A 14,371-nucleotide genomic window follows, 5' to 3' on the forward strand; every position below is an offset into this window, starting at 1 on the left:
CGCCGTCGTCCGTTTGCGTTGCTGTCAGGCGTCGTCGTGGGCGAGGTTGCCGGAGAGTCGGCGGTGGGCGTCGGCCTGGTCCTGGAGTTCCTTGGCCCGGGTCTCGAATACTCCGACGGCGTCCGCGCCGGCTGCGAACCGCAGCGGCGGCTCATCCAGCTCGGCCAACTGGATCAGTGCGTCGGCGAGCTTCGCCGGGTCCCCGCCCTGCAGGCCGTTCATGCCCTTCCACGCGGTGACCGTCTGCTCTGTCCGCAAGGCGTAGTCTTCGATGGTGGATACGGCGTAGCTGGTGGATTCCGGGGTGAGCAGCTCGGTGCGGAAGAATCCCGGTTCGACGATCATGGTACGGATGCCGAACGGGGCGATTTCCATGGCCAGGGACTCCGCCCAGCCCTCGACGCCGAACTTCGACGCGGCGTACGCGGTGAGGAACTCCCCGCCCGTGATCCCGGCGGTCGAGGAGATCGTGACGACCAGGCCCGAGAGCTGGGCCCGCAGGACCGGCAGGGCCGCCCGGGTGACGTTCATGGGCCCGAACATGGTGGTTTCAATCTGTGTTCGGAAGTCGTCCGGGGTGATTTCCTCAAAGAATCCTGCGTAGAAGTTGCCGGCGTTGTTCACCAGGACGTCGATGCGTCCGAAACGGTCAACTGCAGCCTGGATGGCTGCCGCCGCATCCGCAGGGTCAGTGACGTCGAGCTTCACCGCCAGCAGGTTCTCGTTTTCGCCTACGGCCTGGGCGACCCTTTCCGGGTTGCGGCCGGTGGCGACCACCGCGTGGCCGGCCGCCAGGGCCGCCTTCGCGATGTCGGTGCCCATCCCGCGGCCGGCGCCGGTGATGAACCAGACCTTCTTGGCCATGTTTTCCTTCTGCACTGTCTTGGTTTTCTTCTCAGTCATGGTTTAGTTTTCCCTGGGTATGTGGTCCCGGCTGCGCGTGGGGGCGCATCTCCGGGACGGCGGAGACACCGGCAGGATCGCCGGTGATGGTGGTTTGGGGAGGCGATGCCGCCCAGCTGGCGAGGAACGCCAGCGCGTTTTCAGACGCGGAGCCCGGTTCGGCGGTGAAGGTGAACAGGGTCTGTCCCTCATCGCCGGGAAGGTCCAGCGTCTCGAACTGCAGGGACAGTTCCCCGGCGACCGGGTGGTGGAAGCGCTTGGTCCCCGTGGTGTGTATCCGCACGTCGTGCCCGGCCCATAACGCGGCGAACAGGCCGCTGCTCGTGGTCAGCTCCCCGACCAGCTCGTTCAGCGCCCGGTCGTGGGGGTTACGCCCTGCTTCCGATCGCAGCATCGCGACCGTGGTGGCCGCGATCGCACGCCAATCGGGGTAGAAATCGCCTGCACGCGGGTCGAGGAAGAGATAGCGTGCCTGGTTCGGGAGCCGACCCGGGGTGTCCGGCCCCGACGGTCCGGCGAATTTGAACACCTCCGCGTACAGCGCACGGCCCAACAGGTTGGCGGCCAGTACGTCCGAGCGGCCGTTCTGCACCATGGCCACCACTCCGGTCATGCCGTCCAGCAGACGCAGCACCCCGGGACGGACCCGTTGCTGTGCCGGCCGGCGCGGCGTCCGGCGGGCCGGCGCGTTGGCCGTCCGGGCCAAATCCATCAGGTGTGCCCGCTCGGCCTCGTCCAGCTGAAGAGCAGCGGCCACAGCCTCGAGCACGGAGTCTGAGACGCCGCGCACGCTGCCGCGTTCCAGCCGCGTGTAGTAGTCCGTGCTCACACCGGCGAGCTGCGCCACTTCCTCCCGGCGCAGGCCGGGCACGCGCCGCAGCTCCCCATAGCTGGGAATACCCGCCTGCTCAGGGCTGAGCTTCGCGCGCCGCGAGATCAGGAACTCACGGACTTCTTCTTTTCTGTCCACAACCACCACGCTACGCAGCCCGAGAACCGGGTGGCAGTGTCCATCAGACACCCCCAAGCCGCCTGAAACAAAAGGGGCCTGTTCTCTGCCGGAGGCCTAAGCCAGCGCGCTGGCAGGTCCGGATCTCGGTGCAGTTGGTGTCGCCCGCGGTGCGAGATCCATGGTTGTGAGGCGCAGCCACAGCCAGAGCCGCTTCTGCGGGTCGTCCAGATCCAGGTCAAAGTCCTTGGCCAGGCGTGCGACCCGGTAACGGACGGTGTTGTTGTGCACGTGGAGGCGTTCCGCCATCGTGGAAATGCTTCCGTTCGAAGCCAGATATGCCCGGAGGGTGTCCAGGTAGCCGGTCTGCTGCTCGGCATCGTGGGCCTGGATCCTGGTGATGTCGTCGACGTCGGAAAGTCCGTTTTCGGCGATGAACGCCCCGATTTTCAAGAGATTCAGCGGGATCCGGTAGTCCTCGAATAGCCCGGCGGCGGGGGATTGCACCCCACCGGAACCGGAACCCGGCGTTTCCGTTTGCCGACGGAGCAGGTATTGCAGCGTTTGCAACGCTTCGGATCTGGATTCCGGCAGGTCCTCTAGCCGGGGTGCGATGCCGCCAACGGCTGCGATGAGCGGGTAGGAGCTGATCGTGTGTGCGTAGGCGCCGATTTCCTGGACCACACGCCGATGGACGGCCCTTGGAGCGGTCCCTTCGCAGGGCAGAAGAGCGTAGACCACCGAGTCAATGAGGGCACTGTGGCTGGTGTTGAACTGAAGGTTGCAGACTGTCGTAACAAGATGCAGCAGCCGTTGTATGTCGCGCACCGATTCAAGGCTCCCGGTTTCGGGCCGGACGATGGAAAACGCCGCGACCGCGAGCCCGTGGGCTGCATCGAGTCCCAGCTGGGCGGCGGCAAACGCGGCGTGCGCCGTGTCGTCCATGAGCGTGCGGATCAAGTCCCCGTTCCGGCGTTCCCCAAAGTCGGAGGCCGAGCGGGCATGGAGCATGTGGAGTCCGGCCAGTGGCGCCATCCTGCCGAGTGCGTTCAGCGCCGCCTCGCGTTTGTCTTCGCCCGGGTCGATGATCCAGATCGAGCCAAGAAGTTCCCCGCCGGCTCTCACGGCGAGGGCCAGCCTTGCCATCTCATCATCTATTGCGGGGACTAACACTGCCCCCGAGGACGCATAGACGGTCTTGAAATCCGTGTCGAAGGCCGGCGGCTGGATCTCCTGCAGGGAGAGTGTCGTGACGCGGCGCAGTTCGTCGACGGGCTGTCCCGGCAATGTCGAGTAACCGAGCACCCGTCCGAGCGGGTCCACGATGCTTGCTGCACCGTTGGTGATCGACGCCGCGGCGTTGGCGAACGCGTAAAGGTCCCCGAGCCGGACACCTGAGACGGAATCGGCGGCCGCCCCCATGACCGATGCCCTGGCAAGTGTCACCAGGCGGGTCCAGTCCACATTGTCAGGTGCAACCAGGACGGCCAGGCTGTGCCGGACTGCGGCAGACCGTAGCTGCTCCATCGGCGTCCCATGGGCTTTGACGATCACTGCAGCAGCATCGCTGTTAGAGGCCCGGTGCATCAGCTGGTCGAAATCGACCGAGCCACAGGTCAGGCCGACGGCCAGAATGATGCGGTCGTGGACGCTTGTCCATTCGTCGAAGGGGTCATACATGAGGACATCCGATACGGGATGGCTGAGGTTTTCCGGTGTGGGGTTGGCATGCACCAGATCGGCCTGCATTAGCTGGATGCAATCCGACAGCCGTACGACGGCCCCGTGAAGATCGCCCTCCGTCAGGTCCGTTTTATGCGTATCCATACCTTGGAATTTATCACGGGCAATCCGCAAATCTTTTAGCCGAACTCACATATAGAAGGCGCGAGATCTGCGTCACCATTGGGGAAGGAAGCGACAAGGAAGTCCTTCAAAACCAAGAGGATCAGCAGTGAAATTCAAAGACATCAGGGCCCTCGCCACGGTCCAAGGCCCGGCCCGGACGGCCTCGGAGCGCCTCGCCAGGCGTTGCTACAGCGTCGAGGACATGAGGAAGCTCGCATCGAAACGCCTCCCCGGCAGCATTTTTGACTACATCGAGGGCGGCGGCGAGGACGAGGTGTCCCTGCGGCGCAACCAGTCCTCCTTTGATGACTGGTCCTTCCTGCCGAAGTGGGGATCTGTCCAGGACCTTGACCTCAGCTCAACCCTCCTGGGTGGCCCGGTATCGATGCCCCTGACGCTCGCCCCGACCGGCGGCACCAGGCTGTTCCATCCGGACGGTGAGACCGCTGTTGCCCGTGCGGCAATGGAGGCCGGCGTCCCCTACGGCCTGGCGCACCTGAGCACAACCCCCATGGAGCACGTCAGCGCCGCTACCCCCGGCCTCCGGCGCTGGTTCAACATCGAACCGATAGGGGACAAGGTAGAGCTGCAGGCAATCCTGGACAGGGCCGCGGCCGCAGGCTATGAAGGCCTGCTGGTCAACGTTGACTGCCGCGCCATCGGCCACCGCGAACGGGATTACCACAACGGGTTCACCGCGCCTCCGTCCATCAAGATGAAGACCGTCGTCGAGGGAGCCCTGCACCCGCGGTGGGCGCTTGGGTTCCTGGCCAATGACGCGATCGCCTTCCCCAACCTGGACGCCGAGATCCCCGACGGTCCCTTGTCCAGTACCCCTGACATGTGGCGGACGCTGCTTGCCGGTTCCTACGAACCGACGGACTGGGATGACATCCGGGATCTGCGTGCCCGCTGGAACGGCCCCATCATCCTCAAGGGGGTGGTTAATCCCAACGATGCCGCCACGGCCGCCGAGATCGGCATCGACGCCATCCAGGTCAGCAACCACGGCGGCCGGCAGCTCGATCACATGGCCTCGCCCCTGGACCTCCTCCCGGACATCGTCGACCGGGCGGAAGGCCGGCTCGAAATCATCGTCGACGGCGGCATCCGCCGCGGCTCCGACGTCGTCAAGGCCATCGCCCTCGGCGCCGACGCCTGTTCCATCGGCCGCCCTTACCTGTACGGCCTCGCGGCCGCGGGCCAGGCCGGCGTTGCCCATGTCCTGAGAATGTTCGAGGCCGAAATGACGCGCACCATGGTGCTCCTCGGGGTGTCTTCAATCCAGGAGCTTCGGCTGGAAGGCCGTGGGCTGATCCGGCACCGCAATGCACCCCTTGCCCGCACCTCACCCGCCCCGAAGGCCCACAAGGGCCTGGTAGAAATGAGAACCCCCTGATGAAACCTTCATTTGCCACCACCCGAGGCAGATATCGCCGCCTTGGATCGTCCGTCGTCGCAACGGCGGCGCTGGTGCTTGCTGTCACGGCATGCACCCCTGCCGGCACTGCATCGCCTTCGACTTCTTCCGGTTCGGCCGTGCCGGGGACCGGCGTGCCGGCGCTGGAAGTCAACCAAGCCGCCGTCGGACTTCTCCCGGAGTCCATCAAAACGTCCAAGGTGCTGCGGGTGGCCATCCCCACCAACGAGCCGCCTACCCAGTTCTACCGGGAGGGCACGCAGGAGATGACGGGCACCAATCCCGACGTGGCGCGCCTCATCGGTGAGGCATTGGGTGTCAAAGTCGACATCCAGGTGGCCAACTTCGACGCCATAATTCCCGGGCTTGCTGCCGGTCGGTATGACATGACCGTCTCTTCCATGACACCCACCACCAAGCGGATGGAAGTCCTGGACTTCGTTGATTACATGCAGGTCGGCGGCGGCGTTGCCGTGCCCAAGGGTAACCCGGCGGGGATCAAAGACCAGCACGCACTGTGCGGTAAGAAGGTCGGCCTCCTCACCGGGTCCTACCAGCTCACGGTCGACGTCCCGAAATTCGACCAGGCCTGCACCTTCGACGGTAAAGAAGCGATCCAGCGCAGCGAGTTCCAGGACACGCGGCAGGCCATCTCCGCCCTCACCAGCGGACGGTTGGACGCCGTACTGGCGGATGCGCCCATCCTGAACTTTGCCGCCACCCAGAACCCGCAGATCGAGATCGCCGCAGAGTACGACGTCACGCCTGTTGGGGTTGGCGTGCCGAAGGACTCCAGCCTGGTCAAGTCGGTCTCTGCTGCCCTGGACGCAGTGATCAAGAGCGATTCCTACAAGAAGGTGCTGGGGAAGTACGGACTTGAATCCAGCGCCATCACTGACGCCCGCGTCAATTTCGCCCAATAGGAGGTGAACACCATGCAGCAACACTCAATCCCTGACACCAGGAAGCAAGCCCCGCCGGCATCGGAGGACTCCATCCCGGTGGTGCCGCTCAGGCACCCCGTCCGGCTGGCCATCGCAGCCGTTTTGATCCTCCTTGCCCTCAGCGCCGCGTGGGACGTGGCGGTGAATCAGCGGTACCACTGGGATGTTGTCATCTCGTATCTCTTCGCTCCACAGATCATTGCCGGTGCCGGGCTGACGATCCTCCTGACGGTGGTATCGATGAGCGTCGGTATTGCCCTGGGCACGCTCCTTGCCGTCATGCGGCTCTCTGCGAATCCGATTCTCAGCACGATCAGCCGGAGTTACATCTGGTTCTTCCGTGGCACTCCGCTCTTGGTGCAGCTGATCTTTTGGTACAACATCGCCGCCCTGTATCCGGTGATCGCCTTCGGGCTTCCCTTCGGCGGGCCGTCCCTTATCCTCGGATCGGCCAACGTGCTGATCTCGCCATTGGGTGCCGCGTTGCTGGGCCTGTCCCTGAATGAGGCCGCCTACATGGCCGAAATCATCCGTGGCGGCATCGGGTCCGTGGACAAGGGCCAGTATGACGCCGCCCGGGCACTTGGAATGGACGGCGGAAAGCTCATGCGCCGCGTGATCCTGCCCCAGGCCATGCGCGTGGTCCTCCCACCGACCGGCAACCAGGTCATTTCCATGCTCAAAGGCACGGCCCTTGTCAGCGTCCTGGCGATCTCGGACCTGCTCTACTCGGCCCAGATCATCTACGCCAACAACTACCAGACGATCCCGCTGCTCATCGTCGCCAGCCTCTGGTACCTGCTGATGACAACCATCCTGAGCTTCTTCCAAACCAAACTCGAACGACGGTATGGCCGCGGCTTCGACGTCGCGCCGCGACGGACCCGCCAGCAAAAGGCCCAGCCAAAGACAAGGACAGCATGATGAACGCCGCCATGGTGGAAGCCCAGGGTGTCCGCAAGAGCTTCGGCTCAACGGAAATCCTCAAAGGCATTGATCTGAGAGTCGAACGCGGTTCGGTGACCTGCCTGATCGGACCGTCCGGTTCCGGGAAGACCACTTTCCTCCGGTGCATCAACCACCTGGAAAAGGTCGACGCCGGTCGCCTTTACGTAGACGAACACCTGGTGGGCTACACCGAGCGCCACGGACGACTTTACGAAATGAAAGAGCGCCAGACCGCACGCTCACGGCTGAACGCGGGCATGGTTTTCCAACGCTTCAACCTCTTCCCGCACATGACGGTGCTGGAGAACATCGTGGAAGCGCCCGTCCATGTGCTCGGGCGTCCGCGGAACGAAGTCACCGCCGAAGCGCAGACGCTGCTGGACCGCGTCGGGCTCGGCGACCGGAGACACTCCTACCCCCAGGAGCTCTCCGGCGGGCAGCAACAGCGGATCGCAATCGCGCGGGCACTGGCCATGAAACCCAAGCTCATGCTCTTCGATGAACCCACGTCCGCACTCGACCCGGAGCTCGTCGGCGAAGTGCTCGACGTCATGAAATCCCTCGCCGAGGCCGGGATGACCATGGTCGTCGTCACGCACGAACTTGGCTTTGCCCGTCAGGTCAGCGACCAGGTCGTTTTCATGGATCAGGGGGTGGTCGTCGAAAGCGGACCCCCCGCGGAGGTCCTTGGTTCACCGCGGCACGAACGCACCCAGGCCTTTCTTTCAAAGGTCCTCTAAGAACATCAACAACTCCGGCCGGCCACCGCGCCGGTCACACGAAAGGAATCCTCCCCATGCCTCGACAGCAGGTAACCACAGACCTCGCGCCCAGCCCGGCCGGACCCTACTCCCAGGCGATCGCCGCCAACGGCTTCCTCTTCACCGCGGGCCAGACACCCCACGACCCCGTCACCGGTGACACCGTCGGCACCACCATCGAGGAGCAGACCGTCCAGGCCATGAAGAACCTGGCTGCAGTCCTGGCCGGGCACGGACTGGACTTCTCCCACGTCGTCAAAGCAACGGTGCACCTGCACCATCCCGGCCGGGATTTTGCAGGGTTCAATGCCACGTACGAAGGGTTCGTCGAAGCCCCCTACCCGGCTCGAACCACCGTCGGTTCATTCCTGGGAGACTTCCTGGTCGAAATCGACGTCGTAGCCGCCATACCGTAGCCAGCCCAGGACCTCCGCTGGGGAATGACCGCGGACCACGGCCCCGTCTGATGCAGTGTCCAGCATTAGTCGGGCCCGTGGTCGGCTCACCAGGAAGTGGCTAGACGATGTCCTGGGTTTTGGCGAAGCGGGTGATCGCCCGCTGTGTGCCCCGGTTGGCCAGCACCTGGATGATGGCGCTCACCGAAGCTGAAATGAGGGCAAAGGTGAGGGCCGAGCGGAGCGTCGTGGGGACGTCGTCCTTCCCGCCCTTGGGCGGCTTGCGGCCGGTGGTCTTTTCCCAGATGGTGTCCACGGCCTTGGTGCCGGCGAATCCGGCGAGCAGGCTAATGCCGGTGCCAAGCAGCTTGATGAAAAAACTCATTCCGAAACTCCTTGCGACGTGAATACAGACTGCCCCTAGCCTAGCCGCATGGACGCATGGATTTCCCGAAGTGCCCGCACCACCAGATCGTGGTCGGCCTTCTGCGGCAACCCTGAGACCGTCACCGTGGCTACCGCACCCACGCCTTCCACGTAAATGGGGAATGAGCCGCCGTGGGCGGCATACCTGGACTGGTCAAACCAGGCGTTGTCCTCGATGCGGCCCCCGCCGAGTCGGCCGCGCAGTCCCACGAGCAGGGACGGTTCCTCGTAGCGTGCTGCGGTCCGCTGCTTGGCCTTGACCCAGTGCTCGTTGTCCGGGGTGGCACCCTCCAGTGCCACATGGAACAGCACGTGTTCGCCCTTGGTGATGTCGACGGCGATGGGCAGGTTGCCGATCTTGCCGAGCTCAACCAGCAGGAGGCCGAGGTTGAGGGCGTCGTCCCTGCCGAACCGGGGAAACTGCAGCTCGGTGATTTCCGCTTCGATGCTGGCGATCAGGGCTGCCAGAGCGCCCGCCGGCTGCTCGGCGGCGGAGTCGGGGTCAAAAGCGGCTTGGCTGCCGTGATCCTGTTGCGTCATGGCCCCAATGTACTCCGCGCTGTCCTCGCGCCGCCCCGTCCCAGGCAGCCTCTGTTCGCCGCCCTCTGGCGCCTCCGCGCACTTCCCGGATACCTCCCGGATTGTGACCGCGGCGCCGGTCTTCCGCGGCCGTCCCGGTGTAAACTGGATCAGCCCACAAGGGCAGATTTATTACGACAGGGGAGCGCCGCCGTCGGGCATCACTGGCAACTGCCAGCGAAACCGAGGATGGGCGCTGAGAGTGCGGACCGCCGCAGACCCTCGAACCTGATCCGGCTAGTACCGGCGCAAGGGAGTCGAGTTCTCAAAGTGTCCGGCAGCAGGCAAACCAACCGCCAGCAGCCGGGGAGCGCTTTCCCCTCCTGTTCCTCAGGAGGACCATCATGACAACTGCAACAATCAAGAAGACCGGCTACAACTGGCGCGTGGCTGACATCGTGGTGGCGGCACTGATCGCGGTCGCCGGCGGCGTGATCTTCTGGGCCTGGTCCCAGGGCGCCAACCTAATCTCCGCCCCCGTCAACGCCGTGTACCCGCCCCTCTCCGGCCTCTACGCCGGCGGCTGGATGATTCCGGCGGTGCTCGGCATGCTCATCGTCCGCAAGCCGGGTGCGGCACTGTTCTGCGAAGCCGTCGCCGCCACGGGCGAGCTGATCATGGGCTCCCAGTACGGCACCACGGTGCTGATCTCGGGCATCCTGCAGGGCCTGGGTGCGGAGCTCGTGTTCGCCGCCTTCATGTACAAGAAATTCAACCTCCCCGCTTCGCTGCTGGCCGGCGCGGGTGCGGGCCTGTTCTGCGGCCTGAATGACTCCTTCGCTCCGTGGGGCTGGAACATTGCGTACGCCGCTGGGGACAAGCTCGCGTATATCGTGTTCTGCGCCATTTCCGGCGCGGTCATCGCCGGCGTGCTGTCCTGGATCGCTACCCGCGGCCTGGCCAGGACGGGCGTGCTGAGCTCGTTCGCGTCCCGCAAGGCAGCCACGGAGCCCGTCTTCTCCTGATGCCCGCACATTACGACGGCGGCGTCCGCCCAGCCGCGGTCACCGCCCGCGGCTGGGGCTGGCGCCACGCGGGACGGTCCAGGCCCGCCGTCAACGCGCTGGACCTGGACATCCGGCCGGGGGAGCGGGTCCTGTTGCTGGGACCTTCCGGCGCCGGCAAGTCCACGCTGCTTCACGCCCTCGCCGGGGTTCTGGGTGACGGCACCTCGGGAAACAGCGCAGCCGGCGACGGCGGCCTTGCCGACAGCGACGACGCGGACGAGACCGGCAGCCTGCTGATTGCCGGCGAACCGCCGCGCGCGCGGCGCGGCCGCGCCGGCCTCATGCAGCAGGACCCCGAAACGCAGGTGGTCCTCTCCCGCCTCGGCGACGACGTAGCGTTCGGTGCCGAAAACCTCTCCGTGCCCCGCGACGAAATCTGGACCCGCGTCCACGAGGCACTGGACGACGTCGGGCTCGCGCACCTTCCGCTGGACCACGCGACGTCGGCCCTGTCCGGCGGGCAGAAACAGCGCCTTGCGCTGGCCGGCATCCTGGCGATGCGGCCGGGGCTCATCCTGCTGGACGAGCCGACCGCCAATCTCGACCCGGCAGGCGTGCTGGAAGTCCGCGACGCCGTGGGCCGCTGCCTCGACAAGACGGGCGCCACGCTGGTGGTCGTGGAGCACCGGGTAGCCGTATGGAAGGACTTGGTAGACCGGATCGTGGTGCTGCAGCCTGGATCCGGCACGCAGCCGGCGGTGCTGATCGACGGTACGCCGGACCAGGTTCTTGAACAAGCGCGCGAGATGCTCATTGCCGCCGGGGTCTGGGTTCCCGGATATGTCCCGGCCGCGCGGCAGCGGACTCTTGCCGGAACCTCGGCTGAAGTCACGGGCCAGCTGCTGCTCGCCGCAGAGGGCCTGGCCGTCTCACGCGAGCGGCCACGCCGCCGCGGCTTCAGGTCCGTTCCGCCCGTGCCTGTCCAGCGGGACATCACGGCCCAGGTCCGCGCCGGCGAAGCGCTGACCATTACCGGGCCCAACGGCGCCGGGAAATCCACGTTTGCCCTGACGCTCGCCGGCCTGATCCCGCCCGTTGACGGCAAGGTGTCCGCCACCGTGGAACTGAGCCGCGGCGCCGGGATCGACCCGTACAAGTGGCGGGCCGAGCAGCTGATCGCGAGGATCGGCACCGTGTTCCAGGAACCCGAGCACCAGTTCGTCACGGGCAGGGTCCTGGACGAGCTGCAGTTCGGCCCGCGGCACATGGGCCACGGGGAAGAGCGCGTTGACGAGCTGCTGGAGCGGCTTCGCCTGACCGGTCTCGTGGACGCCAACCCGTACACGCTTTCCGGCGGGGAAAAGCGCAGGCTTTCCGTGGCCACGGTGCTCGCGGCCCATCCCCAGGTCCTGATCCTGGACGAGCCGACGTTCGGCCAGGATGCAAACACCTGGGCCGAGCTCGCCTCCTTCCTGTCCGAACTGCTCGACGCCGGCACCGCCGTGGTTTCCGTGACGCACGACCAGGAATTCACGCATGTGTTGGGCGGGACCGAGTTCAGGCTCGCCCCCCGGGGACTGGGTCAGCCGGGCACGGCTCAGCCGGGCACGGCTCAGCCGGGCACGGGCGGGCACGCCCTCGGCGCACCGGAACAGGCCCCGACATGAGGGACGCGCTGAGCCTTTCCGGAAACCAGGCGCTGCTGACCCGGGCCAACCCGCTGGCCAAATTCGCCGCCGTCTTCCTCATCACCCTTGTTCTGGCCCTGTCCATCGACTGGATGTCCGCGTCCGTGGCGCTGGCCTGCGAACTGCTGCTTTTCCCGCTCGCCGGACTGACGTTCACGCTGCTCTGGCAGCGCGGCTGGCCGCTGATTGTCGCTGCCGCCGTGGGCGGCTGGAGCACGTCCATCCTGTCGCCGGACAGCGGGAAGGTACTGCTCGACGTCGGCATCTGGTCCATGAGCGAAGGTTCCCTCCAGCTGGGGCTGGGTTTCCTGCTCCGCGGCCTCGCGATTGCTTTGCCGGCGGTGCTGCTGATGAGCTGCACGGACCCCACCGACCTCGCCGATTCGTTGGCGCAGAAGGGCCGCCTGCCGCACCGGTTCGTGCTGGGCACGCTCGCGGCCATGCGACTCGTGGGGCTCATGGCGGAGGAATGGCAGACCATCGGCATGGCCCGGCGCGCCCGCGGCGTGGGGTCCCGGGGCAACCCGTGGCAGCGGCTGCGCGCCACCTTGGGGCAGAGCTTCGGCCTGCTGGTCCAGGCCATCCGGCGCGCGACCCGCCTCGCCGTCACCATGGAGGCGCGCGGCTTCGGCGGGGCCACACGGACGTGGGCCCGCGAATCGACCTACAGCCGCTTGGATATCTGGGTGCTGCTCGGCGGAGCGGTGATCGCGGCTGGCGCCGTGGTTGCTGCCGTATGGGCCGGGACCTGGAACATGGTGTGGCTCGAAGGGTCCTAGGTGTAGTTGGCCAGCGCCGGACTACCTTGTCATCCGCAGTTCGACGAGTCCTTCCCAATCTTCAATGGCTTCCTTCGTTCCGTTGAACTCGAAGCCGTTGCGGCGGTAGAAGGCCTGGGCCCTGGGGTTGTCCTGGGCCACCCACAGGGCTGCGGGCTCGGCTCCGAGCGTTGCATCAAGAAGCCGTTGGCCCAGCCCGGAACCGTGGTGGGCTTTCAGCACGTAGATGCCCCAGAGCTCAGCCCTGCCGTCGGAACGTGCGTCAGCGGAGCCTGCCGCCGGCGGAAGCGGGCCGGGCGGAAGTAGGCGCGGCGGAAGTGAGCCGGCAAATCCCACCAGCCGTCCGCCGACGTCTGCAACGAATTGGCGCCCGGCGTGGGCGCCGTTCAGTAGCCGGAGCCACATGGCCAGCCGCTCGTCCACGCTCTGCCTGGCAAAAAAGTCGGGGGACAGCAGTCCCGAGTAGGTCTCTCGCCAGCACTCGAGCTGGAGTTGGGCGAGGATTTCCGCGTCTTCGATGGTGGCGGTCCGGATGGTGTCGGTGTGGCGCATGGCCCGAGTCTAACCATGGGGCAGGGCCTAACCACGGGTCAGGGCCTAACCACGGGTCAGGCCGGGGCTCCGGAGGCCTCCCGCCGTGCCTGGGCGTCCGGGTCAGATGCAGGAGTAGTCGTAGTCGAAGCCCTTGGAGACGAACTGGGTGAGGATGACCCGGCCGCCGGCGGTGAGGGGCGCGGCCGAGCAGTTGCCCTTGGCCCCGCTGGCCGTGCGGGCGCCGGGGAGCCAGCTGGGGAGGTTGTAGAGGTTGCTGCCGGGGCTGACCTGGCCAACGATCTGTCCCCACTGGACACCGGTGGAATAGATGCCCACGTCCGCGTCGATGCTGTGGAAGAAGTCCGTCATGCCCTCAAGGTCTGCCCTGTTGGCGTCTTTGTTGCCGGACCAGCTGTTGCCCGTTTCCACATCCAGCCACCACAGATAGTCCTCCGGATTAGTGATGCTGCGGAGGTAGGCGTCATCGAAGGCCTTGGCATATCCGTACATGTAGGCGCACGGGACATCCACCTGCCCCTTGCACTCGCCGTAGGGGTTCGGCACGGTCTTGCCACCATAGTTGTTGCTTGTGGGCCACCAGGATCCGGCACTGCCGGGGTTGGCGGTGTTGATGTAGAGGGCCACGCCCGGCTGTCCGGTCAGATCGGAAGAGATGTCATCTGCCCAGTCCAATTGCTGATGCAGGCACGGGTTGGTGGTGTTGGCCAGTCCGTTGTTGACGCCGACGATTGCGAACGCCGGGTCCTTGGGCAGGGCCTTGTTGCACTGCGGCCAGGACACGTCGTTGCCGAGCAGCATGGTGCCGCCTGCCGAGGGCTGGGGCGCGGACGGTTGCGCCAGAGTCGACGGGGCCGCGGGCTGGGCTGGAGCAGCCGGGGCGGTGGCGGACGCCGCGGCCGTAGGCTGAATGATGGAGGACTCCGGGGGAGTGCCATCGTCCAGGCGGGGGCCCGGCACGAAGCCCACCGCCGTGGCTACCACGAAGGAGAGAAATGCGGTGGCCTGCTGCCTGGAGGGGCGCTTCTCGCCGAACACCGCGGAGTTGAAAATGGACAAGGCGGCCTCCCGTTCCCTTAACTGGCCGCAACCGGTAGCGTTAGCTTGCTCCCGATGGCTTCCCGGGTCAAGGCCAGCGGCTGTGTCGGTCCGCCGCCTCGCCAGACCTGGTGGCCTGCGCCTCGCTGCCTGCTGCCGGTAGCCCAACCCGCTCTCGTTATCGCACAGGGCGG

General features: G+C 66.0%; 15 protein-coding genes and 1 riboswitch. Of the genes, 8 read left to right on the plus strand and 7 right to left on the minus strand.

Annotation, left to right across the window (positions count from 1 at the left end; all coding sequences use genetic code 11):
• Positions 1-24 precede the first annotated feature (24 nt).
• From AC1D14_RS10470 to AC1D14_RS10480, 3 genes are all read right to left on the minus strand, one after another.
• Complete coding sequence (locus AC1D14_RS10470) at positions 25-903, minus strand: SDR family oxidoreductase (RefSeq protein ID WP_476968447.1); 879 nt, start codon at positions 901-903, stop codon at positions 25-27.
• A complete protein-coding gene (locus tag AC1D14_RS10475; RefSeq protein WP_476881963.1) occupies positions 896-1,873 on the minus strand; it encodes a helix-turn-helix transcriptional regulator in 978 nt (325 codons plus the stop codon). Before AC1D14_RS10475 ends, AC1D14_RS10470 begins: the two co-directional genes overlap by 8 nt.
• Positions 1,874-1,969: 96 nt before the next feature.
• Entirely contained in the window at positions 1,970-3,679 is a 1,710-nt protein-coding gene (locus tag AC1D14_RS10480; protein ID WP_476881964.1) for a PucR family transcriptional regulator, read from the minus strand.
• 127 nt (positions 3,680-3,806) lie between these two features.
• Here AC1D14_RS10480 and AC1D14_RS10485 point away from each other — a divergent pair, with 127 nt between their 5' ends.
• Genes AC1D14_RS10485 through AC1D14_RS10505 form a run of 5 tightly spaced genes read left to right on the plus strand, consistent with a single transcriptional unit; the run spans position 3,807 to position 8,189 of the window.
• On the plus strand, positions 3,807-5,099 hold the full coding sequence (locus AC1D14_RS10485) for an alpha-hydroxy acid oxidase (RefSeq protein WP_476968448.1): 1,293 nt from the start codon (positions 3,807-3,809) through the stop codon (positions 5,097-5,099).
• Positions 5,099-6,043: an ABC transporter substrate-binding protein gene (locus tag AC1D14_RS10490; protein WP_476881966.1), complete on the plus strand. Its 945-nt coding sequence runs from the start codon at positions 5,099-5,101 to the stop codon at positions 6,041-6,043. The genes AC1D14_RS10485 and AC1D14_RS10490 overlap by 1 nt, the downstream gene beginning before the upstream one ends.
• 12 nt (positions 6,044-6,055) lie before the next feature.
• The gene (locus AC1D14_RS10495) at positions 6,056-6,988 is read left to right on the plus strand and encodes an amino acid ABC transporter permease (RefSeq protein ID WP_476881967.1); all 933 of its coding nucleotides are present in this window, start codon (positions 6,056-6,058) and stop codon (positions 6,986-6,988) included.
• Entirely contained in the window at positions 6,988-7,752 is a 765-nt protein-coding gene (locus tag AC1D14_RS10500) for an amino acid ABC transporter ATP-binding protein (protein WP_476968486.1), read from the plus strand. Before AC1D14_RS10495 ends, AC1D14_RS10500 begins: the two co-directional genes overlap by 1 nt.
• 56 nt (positions 7,753-7,808) lie before the next feature.
• On the plus strand, positions 7,809-8,189 hold the full coding sequence (locus tag AC1D14_RS10505; protein ID WP_476968449.1) for a RidA family protein: 381 nt from the start codon (positions 7,809-7,811) through the stop codon (positions 8,187-8,189).
• A 100-nt stretch (positions 8,190-8,289) separates the two neighbouring features.
• On the opposite strand, the gene AC1D14_RS10510 is transcribed toward AC1D14_RS10505, so the two are convergent.
• Together AC1D14_RS10510 and AC1D14_RS10515 are read right to left on the minus strand one after the other, a co-directional pair.
• Positions 8,290-8,553, minus strand: a complete 264-nt coding sequence (locus AC1D14_RS10510; protein WP_230119185.1) for a DUF4235 domain-containing protein — start codon at positions 8,551-8,553, stop codon at positions 8,290-8,292.
• A gap of 35 nt (positions 8,554-8,588) precedes the next feature.
• The gene (locus AC1D14_RS10515) at positions 8,589-9,134 is read right to left on the minus strand and encodes a heme-degrading domain-containing protein (RefSeq protein WP_230119186.1); all 546 of its coding nucleotides are present in this window, start codon (positions 9,132-9,134) and stop codon (positions 8,589-8,591) included.
• 168 nt (positions 9,135-9,302) lie between these two features.
• A riboswitch (TPP riboswitch) is annotated at positions 9,303-9,446 on the plus strand.
• Between the two features lie 71 nt (positions 9,447-9,517).
• On the opposite strand from AC1D14_RS10515, the gene AC1D14_RS10520 reads away from it, so the two are divergent.
• From AC1D14_RS10520 to AC1D14_RS10530, 3 genes are read left to right on the plus strand one after another with little or no spacing between them, the layout of a single operon-like run.
• Positions 9,518-10,138 (plus strand): ECF transporter S component, encoded by a 621-nt coding sequence (locus AC1D14_RS10520; RefSeq protein ID WP_230119187.1) that lies wholly within the window; start codon positions 9,518-9,520, stop codon positions 10,136-10,138.
• Complete coding sequence (locus tag AC1D14_RS10525) at positions 10,138-11,787, plus strand: ABC transporter ATP-binding protein (protein WP_230119188.1); 1,650 nt, start codon at positions 10,138-10,140, stop codon at positions 11,785-11,787. The genes AC1D14_RS10520 and AC1D14_RS10525 overlap by 1 nt, the downstream gene beginning before the upstream one ends.
• Positions 11,784-12,587 (plus strand): energy-coupling factor transporter transmembrane component T family protein, encoded by an 804-nt coding sequence (locus AC1D14_RS10530; RefSeq protein ID WP_230119189.1) that lies wholly within the window; start codon positions 11,784-11,786, stop codon positions 12,585-12,587. Before AC1D14_RS10525 ends, AC1D14_RS10530 begins: the two co-directional genes overlap by 4 nt.
• 21 nt (positions 12,588-12,608) lie before the next feature.
• On the opposite strand, the gene AC1D14_RS10535 is transcribed toward AC1D14_RS10530, so the two are convergent.
• Positions 12,609-13,139, minus strand: a complete 531-nt coding sequence (locus tag AC1D14_RS10535; protein ID WP_230119190.1) for a GNAT family N-acetyltransferase — start codon at positions 13,137-13,139, stop codon at positions 12,609-12,611.
• A gap of 102 nt (positions 13,140-13,241) precedes the next feature.
• On the minus strand, positions 13,242-14,198 hold the full coding sequence (locus tag AC1D14_RS10540; protein ID WP_230119191.1) for a glycoside hydrolase family 25 domain-containing protein: 957 nt from the start codon (positions 14,196-14,198) through the stop codon (positions 13,242-13,244).
• Positions 14,199-14,371 lie beyond the last annotated feature (173 nt).

The organism is Arthrobacter sp. P1_B11 (assembly GCF_056406715.1).

Bases quoted from the DNA above. Each gene is read 5' to 3' on its own strand.
- AC1D14_RS10470 (WP_476968447.1), bottom strand. From the start codon at position 903: ATGACTGAGAAGAAAACCAAGACAGTGCAGAAGGAAAACATGGCCAAG.
- AC1D14_RS10480 (WP_476881964.1), bottom strand. From the start codon at position 3,679: ATGGATACGCATAAAACGGACCTGACGGAGGGCGATCTTCACGGGGCC.
- AC1D14_RS10490 (WP_476881966.1), top strand. From the start codon at position 5,099: ATGAAACCTTCATTTGCCACCACCCGAGGCAGATATCGCCGCCTTGGA.
- AC1D14_RS10495 (WP_476881967.1), top strand. From the start codon at position 6,056: ATGCAGCAACACTCAATCCCTGACACCAGGAAGCAAGCCCCGCCGGCA.
- AC1D14_RS10500 (WP_476968486.1), top strand. From the start codon at position 6,988: ATGAACGCCGCCATGGTGGAAGCCCAGGGTGTCCGCAAGAGCTTCGGC.
- AC1D14_RS10505 (WP_476968449.1), top strand. From the start codon at position 7,809: ATGCCTCGACAGCAGGTAACCACAGACCTCGCGCCCAGCCCGGCCGGA.
- AC1D14_RS10510 (WP_230119185.1), bottom strand. From the start codon at position 8,553: ATGAGTTTTTTCATCAAGCTGCTTGGCACCGGCATTAGCCTGCTCGCC.
- AC1D14_RS10515 (WP_230119186.1), bottom strand. From the start codon at position 9,134: ATGACGCAACAGGATCACGGCAGCCAAGCCGCTTTTGACCCCGACTCC.
- AC1D14_RS10520 (WP_230119187.1), top strand. From the start codon at position 9,518: ATGACAACTGCAACAATCAAGAAGACCGGCTACAACTGGCGCGTGGCT.
- AC1D14_RS10525 (WP_230119188.1), top strand. From the start codon at position 10,138: ATGCCCGCACATTACGACGGCGGCGTCCGCCCAGCCGCGGTCACCGCC.
- AC1D14_RS10530 (WP_230119189.1), top strand. From the start codon at position 11,784: ATGAGGGACGCGCTGAGCCTTTCCGGAAACCAGGCGCTGCTGACCCGG.
- AC1D14_RS10535 (WP_230119190.1), bottom strand. From the start codon at position 13,139: ATGCGCCACACCGACACCATCCGGACCGCCACCATCGAAGACGCGGAA.